This is a genomic window from Cellulomonas sp., from assembly GCF_015234515.1.
Taxonomy (GTDB): domain Bacteria; phylum Actinomycetota; class Actinomycetes; order Actinomycetales; family Cellulomonadaceae; genus Cellulomonas.
On the sequence record NZ_JADGMY010000017.1, the window covers coordinates 1 to 20,725 of the forward strand.

At 72.0% G+C, this 20,725-nt stretch carries 17 protein-coding genes; 13 read left to right on the top strand and 4 right to left on the bottom strand.

Annotated elements, in window-relative coordinates:
* The 6 genes from IR158_RS06790 to IR158_RS06815 all read left to right on the top strand — a co-directional run.
* The coding region (locus tag IR158_RS06790; protein WP_291811165.1) for a S1 RNA-binding domain-containing protein at positions 1-767 on the top strand (767 nt) is incomplete at its 5' end.
* A 133-nt stretch (positions 768-900) separates the two neighbouring features.
* Positions 901-1,530 carry a dephospho-CoA kinase gene (gene coaE, locus IR158_RS06795; protein ID WP_291811167.1) on the top strand — a complete coding sequence of 210 codons (630 nt, stop codon included), beginning with the start codon at positions 901-903 and terminating at the stop codon, positions 1,528-1,530.
* Between the two features lie 185 nt (positions 1,531-1,715).
* On the top strand, positions 1,716-2,165 hold the full coding sequence (locus tag IR158_RS06800) for a hypothetical protein (RefSeq protein WP_291811170.1): 450 nt from the start codon (positions 1,716-1,718) through the stop codon (positions 2,163-2,165).
* A 75-nt stretch (positions 2,166-2,240) separates the two neighbouring features.
* The gene (gene uvrB, locus IR158_RS06805) at positions 2,241-4,343 is read left to right on the top strand and encodes an excinuclease ABC subunit UvrB (RefSeq protein WP_291811172.1); all 2,103 of its coding nucleotides are present in this window, start codon (positions 2,241-2,243) and stop codon (positions 4,341-4,343) included.
* Between the two features lie 226 nt (positions 4,344-4,569).
* On the top strand, positions 4,570-5,622 hold the full coding sequence (locus tag IR158_RS06810) for a TerC family protein (protein WP_291811173.1): 1,053 nt from the start codon (positions 4,570-4,572) through the stop codon (positions 5,620-5,622).
* Between the two features lies 1 nt (position 5,623).
* Positions 5,624-6,649 carry a TerC family protein gene (locus tag IR158_RS06815; protein ID WP_291811175.1) on the top strand — a complete coding sequence of 342 codons (1,026 nt, stop codon included), beginning with the start codon at positions 5,624-5,626 and terminating at the stop codon, positions 6,647-6,649.
* Positions 6,650-6,683: 34 nt separating this feature from the next.
* On the opposite strand, the gene IR158_RS06820 is transcribed toward IR158_RS06815, so the two are convergent.
* Positions 6,684-6,977 (bottom strand): YciI family protein, encoded by a 294-nt coding sequence (locus tag IR158_RS06820; RefSeq protein ID WP_291811177.1) that lies wholly within the window; start codon positions 6,975-6,977, stop codon positions 6,684-6,686.
* A 71-nt stretch (positions 6,978-7,048) separates the two neighbouring features.
* Between IR158_RS06820 and IR158_RS06825 the strand changes: the two genes are divergently transcribed.
* Entirely contained in the window at positions 7,049-8,212 is a 1,164-nt protein-coding gene (locus tag IR158_RS06825; RefSeq protein WP_291811180.1) for an acyl-CoA dehydrogenase family protein, read from the top strand.
* 4 nt (positions 8,213-8,216) lie between these two features.
* On the opposite strand, the gene IR158_RS06830 is transcribed toward IR158_RS06825, so the two are convergent.
* Together IR158_RS06830 and IR158_RS06835 are read right to left on the bottom strand one after the other, a co-directional pair.
* Entirely contained in the window at positions 8,217-8,933 is a 717-nt protein-coding gene (locus IR158_RS06830; RefSeq protein ID WP_291811183.1) for an MBL fold metallo-hydrolase, read from the bottom strand.
* Entirely contained in the window at positions 8,930-10,804 is a 1,875-nt protein-coding gene (locus tag IR158_RS06835) for a glycoside hydrolase family 15 protein (protein ID WP_291811186.1), read from the bottom strand. Before IR158_RS06835 ends, IR158_RS06830 begins: the two co-directional genes overlap by 4 nt.
* 118 nt (positions 10,805-10,922) lie before the next feature.
* On the opposite strand from IR158_RS06835, the gene uvrA reads away from it, so the two are divergent.
* Positions 10,923-13,784 carry an excinuclease ABC subunit UvrA gene (gene uvrA, locus IR158_RS06840; RefSeq protein ID WP_291811617.1) on the top strand — a complete coding sequence of 954 codons (2,862 nt, stop codon included), beginning with the start codon at positions 10,923-10,925 and terminating at the stop codon, positions 13,782-13,784.
* A 7-nt stretch (positions 13,785-13,791) separates the two neighbouring features.
* On the opposite strand, the gene IR158_RS06845 is transcribed toward uvrA, so the two are convergent.
* The gene (locus tag IR158_RS06845) at positions 13,792-14,301 is read right to left on the bottom strand and encodes an OsmC family protein (RefSeq protein ID WP_291811189.1); all 510 of its coding nucleotides are present in this window, start codon (positions 14,299-14,301) and stop codon (positions 13,792-13,794) included.
* Between the two features lie 100 nt (positions 14,302-14,401).
* Between IR158_RS06845 and uvrC the strand changes: the two genes are divergently transcribed.
* The 5 genes from uvrC (at position 14,402) to gap (ending at position 20,692) form a co-directional block, all read left to right on the top strand.
* On the top strand, positions 14,402-16,438 hold the full coding sequence (uvrC, locus tag IR158_RS06850; RefSeq protein WP_291811192.1) for an excinuclease ABC subunit UvrC: 2,037 nt from the start codon (positions 14,402-14,404) through the stop codon (positions 16,436-16,438).
* On the top strand, positions 16,435-17,376 hold the full coding sequence (gene rapZ, locus IR158_RS06855) for an RNase adapter RapZ (RefSeq protein ID WP_291811195.1): 942 nt from the start codon (positions 16,435-16,437) through the stop codon (positions 17,374-17,376). Before uvrC ends, rapZ begins: the two co-directional genes overlap by 4 nt.
* A 32-nt stretch (positions 17,377-17,408) precedes the next feature.
* On the top strand, positions 17,409-18,392 hold the full coding sequence (gene yvcK / locus IR158_RS06860) for a uridine diphosphate-N-acetylglucosamine-binding protein YvcK (protein WP_291811620.1): 984 nt from the start codon (positions 17,409-17,411) through the stop codon (positions 18,390-18,392).
* Positions 18,393-18,443: 51 nt separating this feature from the next.
* Positions 18,444-19,424 carry a DNA-binding protein WhiA gene (whiA, locus tag IR158_RS06865; protein ID WP_291811198.1) on the top strand — a complete coding sequence of 327 codons (981 nt, stop codon included), beginning with the start codon at positions 18,444-18,446 and terminating at the stop codon, positions 19,422-19,424.
* A 263-nt stretch (positions 19,425-19,687) separates the two neighbouring features.
* Entirely contained in the window at positions 19,688-20,692 is a 1,005-nt protein-coding gene (gene gap, locus IR158_RS06870) for a type I glyceraldehyde-3-phosphate dehydrogenase (RefSeq protein WP_291811201.1), read from the top strand.
* Positions 20,693-20,725 lie beyond the last annotated feature (33 nt).

Genomic DNA, 20,725 nt, shown 5'->3' on the forward strand with positions numbered 1-20,725 from the left:
CCTGGAAGCACATCGACCACCCCTCCGAGGTCGTCGAGGTCGGCCAGGAGGTCACGGTCGAGGTGCTCGAGGTCGACTTCGACCGCGAGCGGGTCTCGCTGTCGCTCAAGGCGACGCAGGAGGACCCGTGGCAGGCGTTCGCCCGGACGCACGCCATCGGCCAGGTCGTGCCCGGCAAGGTCACCAAGCTGGTCCCGTTCGGTGCGTTCGTGCGTGTCGAGGACGGCATCGAGGGCCTGGTCCACATCTCGGAGCTGGCCGTGCGCCACGTCGAGATCCCGGAGCAGGTCGTCCAGGTCGGCGACGACGTCTTCGTCAAGGTCATCGACATCGACCTCGAGCGTCGCCGCATCTCGCTGTCGCTGAAGCAGGCGAACGAGGGCTTCGACCCCGAGTCGGACGACTTCGACCCCGCCCTGTACGGCATGGCGGCCGAGTACGACGAGCAGGGGAACTACAAGTACCCCGAGGGCTTCGACTCGACCACCAACGAGTGGCTCGAGGGCTTCGAGGCCCAGCGCGAGACGTGGGAGGCCCAGTACGCGGCCGCGCACGAGCGCTGGGAGGCGCACCGCAAGCAGGTCGCCGCGGCCGCCCAGGCGGACCTCGAGGCCTCCACCTCGGAGACCCCGGCCAGCAGCAGCTCCAGCAGCAGCTCCAGCAGCCCCGCGCCGTCGACGTACTCGTCGGCGACCGAGGAGGCCACCGGGACGCTTGCGTCGGACGAGGCGCTCGCCGCGCTCCGTGAGAAGCTCACCGGCAACTGACGCCTCGCGGGACCGCCCGCACGGCAGCACGACGACGGCCGGTCACCTTCGGGTGGCCGGCCGTCGGCGTGCCACGGGGGTCGCGCGTGCCACGGGGGTCGCGCGCGGCGCCGGCGGACGCCACGATGGGGCGATGCAGAGGATCGGGTTGACCGGAGGCATCGCGGCAGGCAAGTCGGTCGCCGCGCGCAGGTTCGACGAGCTCGGCGCCGTGGTCGTCGACGCCGACGTGCTGGCCCGCGAGGCGGTGGCTCCCGGGACCGTGGGCCTCGGTGAGGTCGTCGCGGCGTTCGGGCCCGCGGTCGTCGACGAGACCGGCGCGCTGGACCGGGCGGCACTCGCCCGGATCGTCTTCTCCGACACCGAGGCGCGCGCCCGCCTCGATGCGATCGTGCACCCGGTCGTGCGGCGCCTGGCGGCCGAGCGCGAGGCTGCCGCTGCTGCGCTCGACGGCGGCGCCGTGGTCGTCCAGGACATCCCGCTGCTGGTCGAGACGGGCCAGGCGGAGGACTTCCACGTCGTGGTCGTCGTGCACGCACCCGCGGTGCTGAGGGTCGAGCGGCTGGTGCGCCTGCGGGGCATGGCCCGCGCCGACGCCGAGGCACGCGTCGCCGCGCAGGCTCGGGACGAGGACCGGCTCGCGGTCGCGGACGTGGTGCTGGACGGCTCCGGCACCGACGTCGACCTGCGGGCCCAGGTCGATGAGCTGTGGGCCCGCCTGGCCGTGGAGCGGGAGGATGAGCGGGCCGCCGGCCAGCCGTGAGCCCGCCGAGGTGCGCTGCAGGACCTTGGTCCTCCGTACCGGTGGGTAACTGCACCCGTTCGGGTGAATTGAACGCGTGTCCATGCGAGGAGTAGCGTGAACACGCCGATCACTCGGAAGGACGCGCGGTAAGCGCCTCCTGTGGGCCGCGTCGGGCGGCCTACGGCAACGGAGCCGGAGGAACGATGGCGGTCCAGTCGGTCGGTAGTGGGTGGGAGGCGCGCCCGCTGCAGTCCAAGGCGTCGATGTCGGTGGCCACGGGCGCACTGTCGGCGACCCAGGTGCTCGATCTGGTGGCGACGGCGGCGTCGACCGTCGAGGACGAGAGCGGCTGGCTGCGGGTCGGGGAGCGCAGCGCGAACAAGGTCGCGGTGTCGGTCCGTGACATGACCCGGGAGAGCACGGATGCTGTGCTGTTCTTCGACGTCGAGGTCGACCGTGCGGTGGGACGGGTGACCGTGCGGACCGTCATCACGAGCTACGTGGTGAAGTCGGGAGGGATGAGCGCGCTGGTGCCGATGACCCGGCGCAAGATCGGCGGCTTCAGCGCGTACCGGTCGTTCATGGACCGGTACTCCAAGATGCTCTCCGAGGCGGACCCGTCGGCGAACGTCTCGTACAGCGGGGAGTGGTAGGACTCCTCGCGCGGCTCCCCCCGGGGAGCGCGAGGACGCCGCGTCGATGTCGGTGGCTCGACGTACCGTGGGCACATGCGTCCCGTCACCGACCTGCAGCGGACCGTCGCGCCGTTCGAGGTGGTCTCCGAGTACACGCCGAGCGGCGACCAGCCCGCGGCGATCGCCGAGCTCACCGCACGGGTGCGAGCGGGTGAGAAGGACGTCGTCCTGCTGGGCGCGACCGGGACCGGGAAGTCCGCCACGACGGCGTGGCTCATCGAGCAGCTCCAGAGGCCGACGCTGGTCATGGCGCCCAACAAGACGCTCGCGGCGCAGCTGGCCACCGAGTTCCGCGAGCTCATGCCGAACAACGCGGTCGAGTACTTCGTGTCGTACTACGACTACTACCAGCCCGAGGCGTACATCGCGCAGTCGGACACCTACATCGAGAAGGACTCCTCGATCAACGAGGAGGTCGAGCGGCTGCGCCACTCCGCGACGAGCTCGCTGCTGACCCGACGCGACGTGGTGGTCGTGTCCACGGTGTCCTGCATCTACGGGCTGGGGACGCCGCAGGAGTACGTCGACCGGATGGTGACCCTGGCCGTCGGGGACCAGGTCGACCGCGACCAGCTGCTGCGCAAGTTCGTGACCATGCAGTACACGCGCAACGACATGGCGTTCACGCGCGGCACGTTCCGGGTCCGCGGTGACACGGTCGAGATCATCCCCGTCTACGAGGAGCTCGCGATCCGCATCGAGTTCTTCGGGGACGAGATCGAGGCGATCGCGACGCTGCACCCGCTGACGGGTGACGTGGTGCGCTCCGAGCAGCAGATGCACGTCTTCCCCGCCACGCACTACGTGGCCGGCCCCGAGCGCATGGAGCGCGCCATCGCGGGCATCGAGCTGGAGCTCGAGCAGCGGCTCGCCGAGCTCGAGCAGCAGAACAAGCTCCTCGAGGCGCAGCGGCTGCAGATGCGCACGACCTACGACATCGAGATGATGCGCCAGATCGGCTCCTGCTCGGGCATCGAGAACTACTCGCGTCACATCGACGGACGTGCGCCCGGGTCCGCACCCAACACGCTGATCGACTACTTCCCCGAGGACTTCCTCCTCGTCATCGACGAGTCGCACGTGACCGTCCCGCAGATCGGTGCGATGTTCGAGGGGGACATGTCCCGGAAGCGGGCCCTGGTCGACCACGGCTTCCGGCTGCCCAGCGCGATCGACAACCGGCCGTTGCGCTGGGAGGAGTTCGTCGAGCGGATCGGCCAGACGATCTACCTGTCCGCGACGCCGGGCGACTACGAGCTGTCGATGTCCGACGGCGTCGTCGAGCAGATCATCCGACCGACCGGGCTGGTCGACCCGCAGGTGCTCGTCAAGCCCACCAAGGGGCAGATCGACGACCTCCTGGGCGAGATCCGGGAGCGGGTCGAGCGCGACGAGCGCGTCCTGGTGACGACCCTGACCAAGAAGATGTCGGAGGACCTGACCGACTACCTCCTCGAGAAGGGGGTCCGCGTGCGCTACCTCCACTCGGAGGTCGACACGCTGCGCCGGGTCGAGCTGCTGCGTGAGCTGCGGCTCGGCGAGTACGACGTGCTCGTCGGGATCAACCTGCTGCGCGAGGGGCTCGACCTGCCCGAGGTGTCGCTGGTCGCGATCCTCGACGCCGACAAGCAGGGGTTCCTGCGGTCGGGCAAGTCGCTGATCCAGACCATCGGGCGCGCCGCGCGCAACGTCTCCGGCGAGGTCCACATGTACGCGGACACGGTGACGCCCGCGATGCGGCAGGCGCTCGACGAGACCGAGCGGCGTCGTGACAGGCAGATCGCGTACAACCTCGAGCACGGCATCGACCCGCAGCCGCTGCGCAAGCGCATCGGTGACATCACGGACATGCTGGCGCGTGAGGACGCCGACACGGCGGAGCTGCTGGGCGGCGCGGCACGGCAGTCGAGTCGCGGCAAGGCGCCCGTGCCGGGCCTGGGATCGCGCGGCACGGGCGACGACCGGACGCGCCTGGTGGGAGCGGCCGCGCACGACCTCGCCGATCTGATCCAGCAGCTCACGGACCAGATGCACGCCGCCGCCGGCGAGCTGCAGTTCGAGCTCGCGGCACGCCTGCGCGACGAGATCTCGGGCCTGAAGAAGGAGCTCCGGCAGATGCAGTCCGCGACCGCCTGACGCGCCGGCCGTCCGGCCGTGGCGTCAGCTGCCGGATGGCACAGCACGCTCCGTCACCTATAGTTCTCCGCGGAGGGGAGTACTCCCCACGACGTCATCGTCATCACGGTCGCCAGCGTTGCCGGCCCGGTGGCGTCGGCCGCGCGCACGATCTCGCACCTGATGCGGTCGGCGCTGGGCGGAAGAGACCTCCGGTCCCTTGTCGTACCGATCCGGAGGTCTGTTCGTGGATGTTCCCCTGTGGGCGTGGGCCGTCACCGTCGGCGTCATCCTGCTCATGCTCGCCGTCGACTACGTCGGCCACGTGCGCTCGCCGCACGAGCCCACCCTGCGTGAGTCGGCCTGGTGGTCGGCCGGGTACGTGGGCGTCGCGCTCCTCTTCGGGGTGCTGGTGTGGGGCGTCTGGGGCTCGACGTACGGGGCGGAGTACTTCGCCGGCTACGTGACCGAGAAGAGCCTGTCGGTCGACAACCTGTTCGTCTTCGTCCTCATCATGGCCAGCTTCCGCGTGCCGCGGCTGTACCAGCAGAAGGTGCTGCTCATCGGCATCACCATCGCGCTCGTGCTGCGGACGGTGTTCATCTTCGTCGGCGCGGCGATGATCGAGAACCTGTCGTGGATCTTCTACATCTTCGGTGCGTTCCTGCTCTACACCGCCTGGACCCAGATCAAGGCCGGCCGCGAGGACGACGACGAGTACCACGAGAACGCCGTGCTGCGCTGGACGCGCCGGGTGTTCCCGACCACCGACGACTACGTGGGCGACAAGATGTTCGTGCGGCGCGACGGCACGCGCTTCATGACCCCGATGCTCATCGTGATGATCGCCATCGGCACCGCGGACATCATCTTCGCGGTCGACTCGATCCCCGCGATCTTCGGCCTCACGCAGGAGACCTACCTCGTCTTCGCGGCCAACGCGTTCTCACTCCTCGGCCTGCGCCAGCTGTTCTTCCTCATCGACGGGCTGCTCGACAAGCTCGTGTACCTGTCGTACGGCCTGGGTGCCATTCTCGGGTTCATCGGGATCAAGCTCGTCATCCACGCGCTGCACACCAACGAGCTGCCCTTCATCAACGGCGGCGAGCACGTCACGGCCGTCCCGGAGATCGGGACGTGGGTCTCGCTCGGCGTCATCGTCGGCACCCTCGCGGTGACGACGGTGCTGTCGCTGCGTCGCACGCGTCTGGACGAGGCGGCCGCCGCGCGCGCGGCCTCCCGCGCGCAGACCCACGGTCTGGCGGCCGAAGCCGACGAGAGCCCCGAGGGCCGGGCGTGACGTGACGCGGGAGCTGCCGGTCGCCTTCGAGGTCGCGACCCTCGTCGCGGTCGTGGCGATCCTCGTGCTGGACCTGGCTGTCGTCCGCCGTCGTCCCCATGTGCCGGGGATCCGCGAGAGCGTCGTGTGGGTGGTCCTGTACGTGGCGCTCGCGCTGGTGTTCGCCGGCGTGCTGGCGCTCGTCGGCGGGCCCGCGCCGAGCGGCGAGTTCCTGGCCGGCTGGCTGACCGAGTACAGCCTGTCGGTCGACAACCTCTTCGTGTTCCTGCTCATCATGTCGAGCTTCGCCGTGCCCCGGGAGCAGCAGCAGCGGGTGCTGATGGTGGGCATCATCGTCGCGCTGGTGCTGCGCGCCGTGTTCATCGTCGCCGGTGCCGCGATCATCGAGCGGTACACGTGGGTGTTCTACGTGTTCGGGGCGTTCCTGGTGTGGACGGCGGTCAAGCTGGTCCGCGAGGGCGTCGGGGATGGCGACGAGACGTACGAGGAGAACCGGCTGGTGCGGGCGGTGCGCCGGATCCTGCCGATGTCCCCGACGTACGACGGCGGCAACGTCCGCACCCTGCACGAGGGCCGGCGCGTGTTCACCCCGATCGTGGTCGTCTTCGTGGCCATCGGCACGACCGACCTGCTGTTCGCGTTCGACTCGATCCCCGCGGTCTTCGGCCTCACGCACGACCCGTTCATCGTCTTCACCGCGAACGTGTTCGCGCTCATGGGGCTGCGGCAGCTGTACTTCCTGCTGGGAGGACTCCTCGACAGGCTCGTCTACCTGCCCTACGGGCTGGCCGCGATCCTGGCGTTCATCGGGGTCAAGCTCGTGCTCGAGGCGCTCGCGACCAACTCGCTGCCGTTCCTCAACGGTGGCGCCCCGATGGCATGGGCGCCCGTGGTGCCGACGTGGCTGTCGCTCGTGGTCATCGCCGGCGCGCTCGGGGTTGCCACGGTCGCCAGCCTGGTCCGTTCGCGCCGAGCGGCGCCGTCCCCGCCGCGCGCGCCGACCCCGGACGCCCCGGCAGCGCCGTGACGCGGGGGCCGGTCCGCACGGGTCGGCCCCCGCCTCAGGAGGCGGACGCCGCCCAGGGGCCGAGGACGACGTTCCAGCCGCGCACCTCGGTCGCGGCGACGAGGCCCTCACGTGCGAACGGGTCCTGCGCGAGCACGGCCCGCAGCGCGCTCTCGTCCGGAGCCTGCAGGACGAGCAGCGCGCCGGGCTCCCCGTCGGTGAAGGGTCCGGATCCCAGCAGGACCCCCGCGGTGCCGAGCTCGGCCAGCCAGGCGCGGTGCTCGGGACGGACCGCGTCGCGGACCTCGGCCCGCTCGTCGTAGGTGTAGCGGACGGCGTAGGTGCTCATGACGCCATCCTGCCCGAGCGCGCCGCACGCCGGTCGTGACCGCCCACGGCGCGCGGTGGCAGAGTGGCCGCATGGCTCGCTCGCTGCGCACGCTGCTGACCGACGACCTCCTCGCGCGGATCCACGCGCGCGCGGACGCGCACGACCGGGACAACACGTTCCCGCACGACGACCTGGCCGACCTCGTGGCGGTCGGCTACCTGCGGGCGTTCGTGCCCGAGCGGCTCGGCGGCGCCGGCCTGTCCCTGGAGGAGGTCGCGCGCGAGCAGGTCCGCCTCGCGGGCGCCGCCCCCGCGACGGCACTCGCGGTCAACATGCACCTGGTGGTCACCGGGCTCGCCGCCTTGCTCGTCGCGCGGGGCGACACGTCCGTGGAGTTCGTCCTGCGCGACGCGGCGGCGGGTGAGGTGTTCGCGTTCGGCAACTCCGAGGCGGGCAACGACCTCGTCATGTTCGGGTCCCGGACGCGGGCCGTCCCGCAGGCCGACGGCGGCTACCGGTACCACGGGACGAAGATCTTCACGTCCCTGTCGCCGGTCTGGACGCGCCTGGCGACGTTCGGCCTCGACGACTCCGACCCCGACGACCCTCGCCTCGTGCACGGCGTGGTCGCGCGCGACGGGGGCGGCGTCGAGCCCCGTGACGACTGGGACGCGCTCGGGATGCGCGCGTCGCAGTCGGCGACGACGGTGCTCGACGGGGCGTACGCACCGGCCGACCGCGTCTACCGGCGGTTGCCCGTCGGGCCGTCGGCCGACTCGTTCGTGTTCGCGCTCTTCGCCGTCTTCGAGACGCTCCTGGCCGCCGTGTACACCGGCATCGGGCGCCGCGCGCTCGAGCTGGGCGTCGGGCACGCCCGGCGCCGCACCTCGTTCAAGCACGGCGGTCGCTCGTACGCACAGGACCCCGACATCCGCTGGCGCATCGCCGATGCGGCGCTGGCGCAGGACGGCGCCGAGCTGCAGGTGTTCGCGCTCGCGCGCGACGTGGACGAGCAGGTGGACCACGGGGCGCGGTGGTTCGCCCAGCTCGTCGGGCTCAAGGTCCGCGCGACGGAGACCGCGCGGGTCGTCGTCGATCTCGCGCTGCGGGTGTCCGGGGGAGGCGCCTACTTCACCGGCAGCGAGCTCGCCCGGCTGTACCGCGACGTGCTGGCCGGCATCTACCACCCGTCCGACGACGAGTCGGCGCACGCGACCCTCGCGACCTCGGTGCTGGGCCCGCCGCAGGACTGAGCCGTCACCACCCGCGGGCGGCCCAGGCCGGCAGCGAGGGCCGCTGCTCGCCCAGGGTCGTGTCGTCGCCGTGCCCCGGGTAGACCCACGTGTCGTCGCGGTACCGCTCGAAGACGCGGGACGTCACGTCGCCGAGCAGCTGCGCGAACCGCTGCGGGTCGCCCTGGGTGCTGCCCACCCCGCCGGGGAACAGCGAGTCGCCGGTGAAGAGGTGGACGCGGCCCGGCACGGCACCGGCGACCGACACGTCGTCGGGTTCGGTGAGCGCCAGCGCGACCGAGCCCGGGGTGTGGCCGCGCAGCGCGACGACGTCGAGCGTGAGGTGGCCGACCGCGAGACGGTCCCCGTGCAGCAGGCGGGTGTTCACGGTCTGACCGGTGGCCTGCTCGACGGCGTCCGCGTCAGGCGCGCCCGCGGCGAGCCGGGCACCGGTCACGGCGAGGACGGAGGCGACGGCGCCCAGGTGGTCGCGGTGCTGGTGGGTGACGACCAGCAGGTCCAGCCGGGCGGAGGCGGACCCCTCGCGCACCAGCTCCAGCAGGCGGTCCGGGTCGGCGGGCGCGTCCACGAGCAGCTGGGCGCCCGTGCGGCGGCAGGTGACGAGGTAGGCGTCGTTGTCCATGGGTCCGACCGACGCCTTGCGGATCTCGGCCTCGTCCAGCACCCGTGCGGCGCTGGGCCCGCCGGGTTCGACGTGGCCCGTCCAGCCGTGCCCGCTCACCGCGTGACCCCCGACGCCGCCACCGCGACCCGCCGCACCGCCAGGACGTGCCGGTGTGCTGCCTGGACGAGCGCGAGGTGCGACAGCGCCTGCGGCACGTTGCCCACCATGCGACGGGCCACGGGGTCGTACTGCTCGGCGAGCATGCCCACGTCGTTGGCGAGCGGGACGAGCGCGTCGAGGACCTCGGTCGCACCCGCGACGTCGTCCGCGCGCGCCAGCACGTCGGCGAGCCAGAATGAGCAGGCGAGGAAGGGCGCCTCCGCACCCTGCAGCCCGTCGTCGGTCCGGTCGGTGCGGTACCGCAGCAGCAGGCCGGGTGCGACCTCGAGCTCCTCGCGCACGGCGGTGATCGTGCCGCGCGCGTGCGGACCGTCCGCCGGCACGAAGCCCACCTGCACGACCTGCAGCAGCGACGCGTCGGTGTGCCGCGCACCGTAGTGCTGGACGAAGGTGCCGCGCTCGGGCGACCACCCGTGAGCGAGGACGTCCGTCCGGATCTCCTCGCGCACACGACGCCACCGCGCGACGGGGCCGGGCAGGCCGTGCGTCTCGACCGCGCGGATCGCGCGGTCGAGCGCGGCCCACGCCATGACCTTCGAGTGCGTGAAGTGCCGGGGGGTGCCTCGCACCTCCCAGATGCCCCGGTCGGGCTCGCGCCAGGTGCGCGCCAGGTCGTCGACGAGCAGCCGCTGCAGCGCCCAGGTGTCGTCGGTCTCGGAGAGTCCGGCGTCACGCGCCAGCGCGAGCGCGGACATCACCTCGCCCAGCACGTCGTGCTGCACCTGGCCGACGGCGGCGTTGCCCAGGCGCACGGGACGGGACCCGGCATAGCCCGGCAGGTGGGCCAGTTCCATCTCCGGCAGGCGCCGCCCGCCGTCGACGCGGTACATGATCTGCAGGTCCTTCGGGTCACCCGCGACGGCCCGCACGAGCCAGTCCCGCCAGTGCGTCGCCTCCTGCCGGAAGCCCTGCTCGAGCAGGGCCTCCAGCGTCAGGGCGGCGTCGCGCAGCCAGCAGTAGCGATAGTCCCAGTTGCGCTCCCCGCCGAAGCTCTCCGGCAGCGACGTGGTGGGTGCGGCGACGATGCCGCCGGTCGTGATGTCCGACAGCAGGCGCAGCACGAGCAGCGAGCGGACCACGGCCTCCCGGTACGGACCGTCGTAGGTGCAGCCCCTGGCCCACAGGCCCCACAGGACGGCGGTGGCGTCGACCCGGTCCGGCACGGTCAGCCGCGGCGGGACCGGTTCCCACGAGTGCACCCACGTGAGGGACAGCTCGACGCTCTCGCCCGCCAGCAGCGTGAACCGGTCCCGGTGCCGGTGCTCGTCGGGGCGGGGGAGCCGGTCCCCGCGCAGGACGAGCGAGTCCGGTCCGGCGACGGCGCGGATCGTCTCGCGCCCCTCCCCGTCCGTCTCCCGCCGGACCCACGGCTGGACGCGCCCGTACCCGAACCGCACGACCCACTCGTGCTCGACCTCGACCTCACCGTGCGTGCACTCGAGGCGCCGCACGACGTCGGCCCTGCCGTCGCCCAGCGGCATGGCCTCGGTGACGACAGCGGTGCCGCGTGGGCCGCGGTAGGTGGTCTCGAGCACGAACGAGTCGCCGCGGTACCGGCGCGTCACCTCGGTCGCGTCTGGCACCGTCAGCAGCCAGCGGCCGTGGTCGGGGTTGCCGAGCAGGGCCGCGAAGCACGCGTCGGAGTCGAACCTCGGCAGGCACAGCCAGTCGAGCGAGCCGCGCCGCGAGACGAGCGCGGCGGTGTGGCCGTCGCCGAGCACGGCGTAGTCCTCGAGCGGCACCTGCGCGCCGAGGCGGTCCGAGCCGACCGGAGGGGGAGTCGGTGGTGTGCTCACCGGCCCCAGCATGGCCCGCAGGGACGTCCGACGCGCGTCGTGCTCGTGCCGACGGCGAGGGAGGTCACACCTCGAACACGTGTGCGACTGTCGGTGGCCGCACGTAGACTCGTCGGCTGTGACCCATCCTCTGTCCGACCGTCTCGTGGTCCGTGGCGCCCGGGAGCACAACCTCCGCAACGTCGACCTGGACCTGCCTCGCGACGCGCTCATCGCATTCACCGGCCTGTCCGGCTCCGGCAAGTCGTCCCTCGCGTTCGACACGATCTTCGCCGAGGGGCAGCGCCGCTACGTCGAGTCGCTCTCCGCGTACGCCCGCCAGTTCCTGGGCCAGATGGACAAGCCGGACGTCGACTTCATCGAGGGGCTGTCGCCGGCGGTGTCGATCGACCAGAAGTCGACGAACCGCAACCCGCGCTCGACCGTCGGCACGATCACCGAGGTGTACGACTACCTGCGTCTGCTCTTCGCCCGCGCGGGCACGCAGCACTGCCCGGTGTGCGGCGAGCGGGTCACCGCGCAGACCCCGCAGCAGATCGTCGACCGGCTGCTCGAGCTCCCCGACGGCACGAGGTACCAGGTGCTCGCCCCCGTGGTCCGCGGGCGCAAGGGCGAGTACGCGGACCTGTTCCGCGAGCTGCAGGGCAAGGGCTTCTCCCGCGCGCGGGTCGACGGCGAGGTCGTCCAGCTCGCCTCCCCGCCGACGCTCGAGAAGAAGCTCAAGCACGACATCGACGTGGTCGTCGACCGCCTGGTCTCCCGGGAGGGTGTGCAGCGTCGCCTGACCGACTCGGTGGAGACGGCGCTGGGCCTGGCGGGCGGCCTGCTCGTCGTCGAGCTCGTGGACGCGGACGCCGACGACCCGCAGCGGGAGCGCCGCTTCTCCGAGAAGCGCGCGTGCCCGAACGACCACGTGCTGACGCTCGAGGAGGTGGAGCCGCGGACGTTCTCGTTCAACGCGCCCTACGGCGCCTGCCCCGAGTGCACGGGTCTGGGGTCGCGTCTCGAGGTCGACCCCGAGCTGGTGATCCCCGACGACGACCTGTCGCTCGCGGAGGGTGCGGTCGCGCCCTGGGCGCAGACCTCGTCCGAGTACTTCCAGCGCGTGCTGTCCGCGCTCGCGTCGGACCTGGGCTTCTCGATGGACACCCCCTGGCGGGCGCTGCCGAAGCGGGCACGTGACGCGGTGCTGCACGGCCAGAACCACGAGGTCCACGTCAAGTACCGCAACCGGTGGGGCCGCGAGCGCCAGTACTCGACCGGCTTCGAGGGGGTCATCACCTTCCTGCAGCGGCGCCACGCCGAGACCGACTCGGAGTGGAGCAAGGAGAAGTACGAGGCCTTCATGCGGGAGGTGCCTTGCCCCACGTGTGACGGGACCCGGCTCAAGCCCGAGGTCCTCGCGGTGAAGGTCGACGGTCGGTCGATCGCGGACGTCTGCGCGCTGCCGATCGACGAGGCGCGCGACTTCATCGCCGGCCTCCAGCTCGGGGAGCGCGAGCGGGCCATCGCGGCGCAGGTGATCAAGGAGATCCAGGCCCGGCTGGGGTTCCTGCTCGACGTCGGGCTGGACTACCTCTCGCTCATGCGTCCCGCGGCGACGCTCTCCGGCGGGGAGGCGCAGCGCATCCGCCTCGCCACCCAGATCGGCTCGGGGCTCGTCGGGGTGCTGTACGTGCTGGACGAGCCGTCGATCGGCCTGCACCAGCGCGACAACCGGCGGCTGATCGACACCTTGACGCGGCTGCGGGACCTGGGGAACACGCTCATCGTCGTCGAGCACGACGAGGACACCATCCGGACGGCCGACTGGATCGTGGACATCGGGCCGGGTGCCGGTGAGCACGGCGGTCGGGTCGTGCACTCGGGTGACCTCGAGGGACTCCTGGCGTCGCAGGAGTCGATCACGGGTGCGTACCTGTCCGGCCGGCGCGCCATCCCGATGCCGGCCGTGCGCCGGCCCGTGGACCCGTCGCGGCAGGTGACGGTCGTCGGGGCGCGGGAGAACAACCTGCGCGGGATCGACGTGTCGTTCCCCCTCGGCGTGCTGACCGCCGTCACCGGGGTGTCCGGATCCGGCAAGTCCACCCTCGTCAACGGGATCCTCTACACCGTCATGGCGAACGAGCTCAACGGCGCGCGGCAGGTCGCCGGCCGGCACAAGCGGGTCACCGGTCTGGACCAGCTCGACAAGGTCGTGCACGTCGACCAGGGCCCGATCGGCCGGACGCCACGGTCCAACCCCGCGACCTACACGGGCGTCTGGGACCACGTCCGCAAGCTGTTCGCCGAGACCACCGAGGCGAAGGTGCGCGGTTACACACCCGGGCGCTTCTCGTTCAACGTCAAGGGCGGGCGCTGCGAGGCGTGCTCGGGCGACGGCACCCTGAAGATCGAGATGAACTTCCTGCCGGACGTGTACGTGCCGTGCGAGGTGTGCCACGGCGCGCGGTACAACCGGGAGACGCTCGAGGTGCACTTCAAGGGCAAGACAGTCGCCGACGTCCTGGCCATGCCGATCGAGGAGGCGGCCGAGTTCTTCGCGGCGGTCCCGGCGATCTCGCGGCACCTGCGCACGCTGGTCGACGTGGGACTGGGCTACGTCCGGCTCGGGCAGCCGGCCCCGACGCTGTCGGGTGGCGAGGCGCAGCGCGTGAAGCTGGCTGCCGAGCTGCAGCGCCGCTCCACGGGCCGCACCATCTACGTCCTCGACGAGCCGACGACAGGGCTGCACTTCGAGGACATCCGCAAGCTCCTGGGTGTCCTGCAGTCGCTGGTGGACAAGGGCAACACCGTCCTGGTGATCGAGCACAACCTCGATGTGATCAAGAACGCCGACTGGGTGGTCGACATGGGTCCCGAGGGGGGCTCCGGTGGCGGGACGGTGGTCGCGCAGGGCACCCCCGAGCACATCGCGAGCGTGCCCGAGAGCCACACCGGCCGGTTCCTCGCCGAGGCTCTCGAGCCCGCGCGCCTCGAGGTGGCCGTCTGACGCCAGGTCAGGCGGGCAGCTGCTCGAACGTGAGGGGGGCGGCCTCGTGGCGCACGGGGAAGTTCACGGATCGCGCGATGAAGCAGTGCTCCTGAGCACGGTGGTGGATCCCCGCGAGCAGGACGTCGTCGACGGCCGTGCCGTCCGCGAGCGTCGTGCTGCGGACCGTGACGCGCGGCCGCAGGACGACCTCGGTGAACTGGCCGTGGCCCGCGGCCTCGATCCGCATCGTGCCCGACGCCGCGTCGGCGTAGCCCACGACGACGACGCCGGCGTTGGCGGCGAGGTGCAGGAACCACAGCATGTGGCACTGCGCCAGCGCGCCGACCAGCAGGTCCTCGGGCGACCAGCGCTCGGGATCACCCCGGAACCCGGGGTCGGAGGTGCCGGGGAGCGGTGGGCGCCCGCCCGATGTCAGCAGGTGGTCGCGCCCGTAGGACGTGTACGTCGCCGTGCCCTCGTCGCGGGCGCCGGTCCACGTCAGGTCCACCGAGAACTGGTGCAGGAGCTGTGCCATGCCCCGACCCTAGTGGCGCCCGTCACACCCGTGGTGGCGCACGCGGCCGGGGTTCGCCCGCGGGCTCGCCCTGTCGGCGCCGGGACTTAGGCTCGGACGCATGGCCGATCCCGCGACCTATCGCCCCGCACCGGGCGAGATCCCTGACGCGCCGGGCGTGTACCGGTTCCGGGACGAGCACGGCCGCGTCGTCTACGTGGGCAAGGCCAAGAGCCTGCGCAACCGGCTGAACAGCTACTTCCAGGACATCGCGGGGCTCCACCCGCGCACGCAGCAGATGGTCACGACCGCCGCCGCGGTGCAGTGGACGGTCGTCGGGACCGAGGTCGAGGCCCTCGCGCTGGAGTACTCGTGGATCAAGGAGTACGACCCGCGGTTCAACGTGAAGTACCGCGACGACAAGTCCTACCCGTACCTCGCGGTGACCATGGCGGACGAGGTGCCCCGCGTGCAGGTGATGCGCGGCGCGAAGCGGCGGGGCACGCGCTACTTCGGGCCCTACGCGCACGCGTGGGCGATCCGCGAGACGGTCGACCTGCTGCTGCGCGTGTTCCCCGTGCGGACGTGCTCGGCAGGGGTCTTCAAGCGGGCCCGGCAGCAGGGTCGCCCCTGCCTGCTCGGGTACATCGACAAGTGCTCGGCGCCGTGCGTGGGCCGGATCGGTGTCGACGAGCACCACCAGCTCGCCCAGGACTTCTGCGACTTCATGGCGGGTGACACCGCGCGCTTCACGCGACGCCTCACCCGCGCCATGAAGGACGCCGCCGCGGACCTCGACTACGAGCGCGCCGCACGCCTGCGGGACGACATCAGGACCCTCGAGAAGGCCACGGAGCGCAACGCGGTCGTGCTGTCCGACGGCACCGACGCGGACGTCTTCGCCATGGCGGGCGACGAGCTGGAGGCCGCGGTCCAGGTGTTCCACGTCCGTGACGGCCGCATCCGCGGGCAGCGCGGGTGGGTCGTGGAGAAGGTCGAGGACATCGACGACGCCGCCCTCGTCGAGCACCTGCTGCAGCAGGTGTACGGGAGCGAGGACCCGGAGGCCGCGACGGCGTCCGTGCCTCGCGAGGTGCTCGTGCCGGTGCTGCCGACGGACGTCGAGCAGGTGCAGGCGTGGCTCACGGGCCTGCGGGGCAGCAGGGTGCAGGTGCGGGTGCCGCAGCGCGGGGACAAGCGCGAGCTGGCCGCGACGGTGCTGCGCAACGCCGAGCACGCGCTCGCGCTGCATCGCACGCGGCGAGCCGGTGACCTCACGAGCCGCAGCATGGCCCTGCGGGAGATCCAGGAGGCGCTCGACCTGCCGACCGCGCCGTTGCGCATCGAGTGCTACGACGTGTCCCACAACCAGGGGACGTACCAGTCGGCGTCGATGGTCGTGTTCGAGGACGGCCTCGCGCGCAAGAACGAGTACCGGCTCTTCACGGTCCGTGGCCCGGAGGGTCAGGGGGCGCGCGACGACACCGCCGCCATGCACGAGGTCATCACCCGACGTTTCCGGCGGTACCTCGCGGAGCGTGCCGACGCCCACGACCCGGAGCTGGGCGACGAGGCCGAGGACGACGCACCACGCACGGGGCCCGTCGACGAGCGGACGGGCCGGCCGGTGAGGTTCGCGTACCCGCCGAACCTCGTGGTCGTCGACGGCGGACCGCCGCAGGTGGCTGCCGCCGCGGCGGCGCTCGCCGAGCTCGGCATCGACGACGTCGCGCTGTGCGGCCTGGCCAAGCGGCTCGAGGAGGTCTGGCTGCCGGGGGAGGAGTACCCCGTGATCCTGCGTCGCGCGTCGGAGGGCCTCTACCTGCTGCAGCGGGTGCGCGACGAGGCGCACCGGTTCGCCATCACCGCGCACCGCAAGCGGCGTAGCAAGGGCATGACCGTGTCCGTCCTCGACGACGTCCCCGGCCTCGGACCGGCCCGCAAGGCAGCCCTGCTGCGGCACTTCGGCTCGGTGAAGCGGCTGCGCGCCGCCAGCGCCGAGGAGATCGCGACCGTGCCCGGCATGGGGGCGCGCACGGCACAGGCGGTCGTGGCGGCGCTCGCGGCGCCGGCGGACGCGGGCGCCGACGCCTCCGGTGCGCCGCCCGGCGGGTCCACGGGGCCGCGCGACGGTGAGCCTGGCATCCTGGGGGCATGAGCGAGCCCTCGCCGATCACGGTTCCGCAGGGCATCCCCGCCCTCGAAGCGGCCGCCGAGGCCCCCGTCCTCGAGCAGCCCCAGGTGCTGGTCATCACCGGGATGTCCGGCGCGGGCCGCACGCGTGCTGCCGCCGTGCTGGAGGACCTCGGCTGGTACGTCGTGGACAACCTCCCCGCGCAGATGCTCACGCACCTGGTCGGCATGCTGACGAGCGGGCCGGTCGGTACCGGCGCGCGCCGCCTCGCGGCGGTCATCGACGTCCGCGGGCGGGAGTACTTCGCAGCGCTGAACGGGGTCCTCGACCACCTCCAGGGGACCGGTGTCGAGCTGCGGCTGCTGTTCCTCGACGCGTCCGACGAGGTGCTGGTCCGCCGGTACGAGCAGGTGCGACGCCCCCACCCGCTGCAGGACGAGGGCCGGATCCTCGACGGCATCGCGCAGGAGCGTGCGCTGCTCGCGGACCTGCGCGAGCGGGCGGACACGGTGATCGACACCTCCGACCTCAACGTCCACGACCTGGCGCGTGTCGTGCGCGCCGGCGTCGCGGGCCCCGCGGACGACGTGCTGCACCTGTCGGTGCTCTCGTTCGGCTTCAAGTACGGGATCCCGCTGGACGCGGACCACGTCGTGGACGTCCGGTTCCTGTCGAACCCGTACTGGATCACCGAGCTGCGTCACCTGTCCGGCAGGGACGCACCCGTGCGCGACTACGTCCTCGGTCTGCCGGGTGCCGTCACCTTCGTCGACCGCTATGTCGACGCGCTCGAACCCGTGCTCGCGGGCTACCTGCACGAGGAGAAGCGTTACGCCACGATCGCGGTGGGCTGCACGGGCGGCAAGCACCGTTCCGTCGCGATCAGCGAGGCGATCGGGGCGCGGCTGCGCGACCGCGGGCACCGGGTGCAGGTGACGGCGCGGGACCTGGGCAAGGAGTGAGCACGCCGTCGGAGAGCCGGTTCGGGGACCCGATGCGCCCCGCGGTGGTCGCCCTCGGTGGCGGCCACGGGTTGTCGGCCGCGCTGTCGGCCCTGCGGCTCATGACGGACCGCATCACGGCGGTCGTGACGGTCGCCGACGACGGGGGATCCTCCGGGCGGCTCCGCGAGGAGATGGGCGTGCTGCCGCCCGGCGACCTGCGGATGGCACTGGCGGCACTGTGCGACGACTCGGACTGGGGCCGCACGTGGCGGGACCTGCTGCAGCACCGGTTCTCGACGGACGGTCCGCTCGACCGCCACTCGGTCGGCAACCTGCTGATCGTGGCGCTCTGGGAGCTGCTGGGTGACACGGTCGACGGGCTGGACCTGGTCGGGCGCCTCCTCGGCGCCCGGGGACGGGTGCTGCCGATGGCGTCGGTCCCGCTGTGCATCGAGGCCGACGTCCGCACGACGCAGGGCCGGCGCGAGGTCGTGCGTGGCCAGACGCAGGTCGCCGTGACCTCGCACCGCATCGAGCACCTGCGGCTGCACCCCGCGGACCCGCCGGCCTGCCCCGAGGCGGTCGCGGCGGTGCGCGAGGCCGACTGGGTCGTCCTGGGGCCGGGATCCTGGTACACGTCCGTCCTGCCCCATCTCCTGGTACCGCAGCTGCGGGCCGCCCTCGTGGAGACGCCGGCGCGGATCATCGTGACGCTCAACCTGACGCCGGACAACGAGACGGCGGGCATGCGAGCGGTCGACCATCTCGAGGTGCTGCGCGCGCACGCCCCGGAGCTGGCCCTGCACGCCGTCGTCGCGGACCCGGCGTCCGTGGACGACGTGGGCGAGCTGGCGGACCTCTGCGCGGCGATGGGGTGCCGGCTGCTGGTCCGGCAGGTCCGGCGTGGCGGCCAGAGTGCGGTGCACGACCCGCTGCGCCTCGCGGCCGCCCTGCGCGACGTCGTGGAGGACTACCTCGGGGATGTCGGGACTCGCGCCGGCCGCGCGGTCGGGAGTCGCGACTCCGACGGGTGACGGGTCACAGGAACGTCACGACCACCCGGGCGGCAGTGGCAGGATGACGCCATGGCGCTGACAGCACAGGTGAAGGACGAGCTCGCCCGGCTGAAGGTGGACAAGACGTCCTGCCGCAAGGCGGAGATCTCGGCCACGCTGCGGTTCGCCGGAGGGCTCCACATCATCTCCGGGCGCATCGTCATCGAGGCCGAGCTGGACACGGGCATCGCCGCACGGCGGCTGCGCCAGGCGATCACCGAGATCTACGGTCACGAGAGCGACATCATCGTCGTCTCCGGTGGCGGCCTGCGTCGCGGCAGCCGCTACGTGGTGCGCGTGGTCAAGGACGGCGAGTCGCTGGCGCGGCAGACCGGTCTGCTGGACAACCGGGGGCGGCCCGTCCGCGGTCTGCCGCCGCAGGTCGTCTCGGCGGGCGTGGGGGAGGCCGAGGCCGCCTGGCGCGGCGCGTTCCTGGCGCACGGCTCGCTCACCGAACCGGGGCGGTCGTCGGCCCTCGAGGTGACGTGCCCGGGTCCGGAGGCGGCGCTCGCGCTCGTCGGTGCCGCGCGTCGTCTCGGTGTCGCGGCGAAGGCCCGGGACGTGCGCGGCGTCGACCGCGTCGTGATCCGCGACGGCGACGCGATCGGTGTGATGCTGACGCGTCTGGGTGCCCACGACGCGATGCTCGTGTGGGAGGAGCGCCGCGTGCGCCGCGAGGTCCGTGGCACGGCGAACCGGCTCGCGAACTTCGACGACGCGAACCTGCGTCGGTCCGCTCGCGCCGCCGTCGCGGCCGGCGCCCGCGTGGACCGGGCCTTCGAGATCCTCGGGGACGACCTGCCCGACCACCTGCGCCAGGCCGGCGAGCTGCGGCTCGCGCACAAGGAGGCGTCGCTCGAGGAGCTCGGCAAGCTCGCCGACCCGCCGCTGACCAAGGACGCGGTCGCGGGTCGGATCCGGCGTCTGCTCGCCACGGCGGACCGGCGCGCCGCCGAGCTGGGGATCCCTGACACCGAGGCGGGCCTGAGCCCGGACCTGCTCGACCTGTGACGCGGCGCGGCCTCGGCGGCGGGAGGCCTGGGCGCCGCGTGACCGGTCCAGCATGCGAACCGCGTGCCAGGGTGGACCTTCGTCTTGGGCGGGGCGTGTGCCTCGGGGTATAGGCTCGGGGTCATCCGATCGCAACGAGGACGCAACGCGCTGGGCACGCCCCGGCCCGTGACGGTCAGGGGCGGTCGGGACGCACAGCGGCGTGCGTGACCGAACACCAACTGTGTGCGCCGGCGTTGATCGGCGCGTGCCGAGGAGGGCAAGTGACCATCAAGGTCGGCATCAACGGCTTCGGCCGCATCGGGCGGAACTTCTACCGCGCCATCCTGGCCTCGGGGGCCGACATCGAGATCGTGGGTGTCAACGACCTGACGGACAACCACACCCTGGCGCACCTGCTCAAGTACGACACGGTGCTGGGCCGGTTCCCGCAGAGCGTGGACTACGACGACGAGAACATCATCGTCGACGGCAAGAAGATCCGGGCCCTCGCCGAGCGCAACCCGGCGGACCTGCCCTGGGGCGAGCTCGGGGCGGACATCGTCATCGAGTCCACCGGCTTCTTCACGGACGCGACCAAGGCGAAGGCGCACATCGATGCCGGCGCCAAGAAGGTCATCATCTCGGCCCCGGCCAAGAACGAGGACGCGACGTTCGTCGTCGGCGTGAACCACACCTCGTACGACCCGGCCACGCAGCACATCATCTCCAACGCGTCCTGCACCACGAACTGCCTGGCCCCGGTGGCCAAGGCGCTCAACGACGCGATCGGCATCGAGCGTGGCCTCATGACCACGATCCACGCCTACACGGGTGACCAGAACCTGCAGGACGGCCCGCACCGCGACCTGCGTCGCGCCCGCGCCGCCGCGCAGAACATCGTCCCCACGACGACCGGTGCGGCGAAGGCTGTCGCGCTCGTCCTGCCCGAGCTCAAGGGCAAGCTGGACGGCTTCGCGCTCCGCGTGCCGACCATCACCGGCTCGGCCACGGACCTGACCTTCACCGCCTCGCGCGAGGTCACGGTCGAGGAGGTCAACGCCGCGGTCAAGGCTGCGGCCGAGGGCCCGCTCAAGGGCACGCTGGAGTACACCGAGGACGAGATCGTCTCCTCGGACATCGTGACCAACCCGCACCAGAGCATCTTCGACGCGAAGCTCACCAAGGTGAGTGGCGACCTGGTCAAGATCATCGCCTGGTACGACAACGAGTGGGGCTACAGCTCCAGCCTCGTGAAGCTCACGGAGTACGTGGGCGCGCGTCTCTGACGCATCCCACGCTCTGAGGCAGTCCAGCGTCCG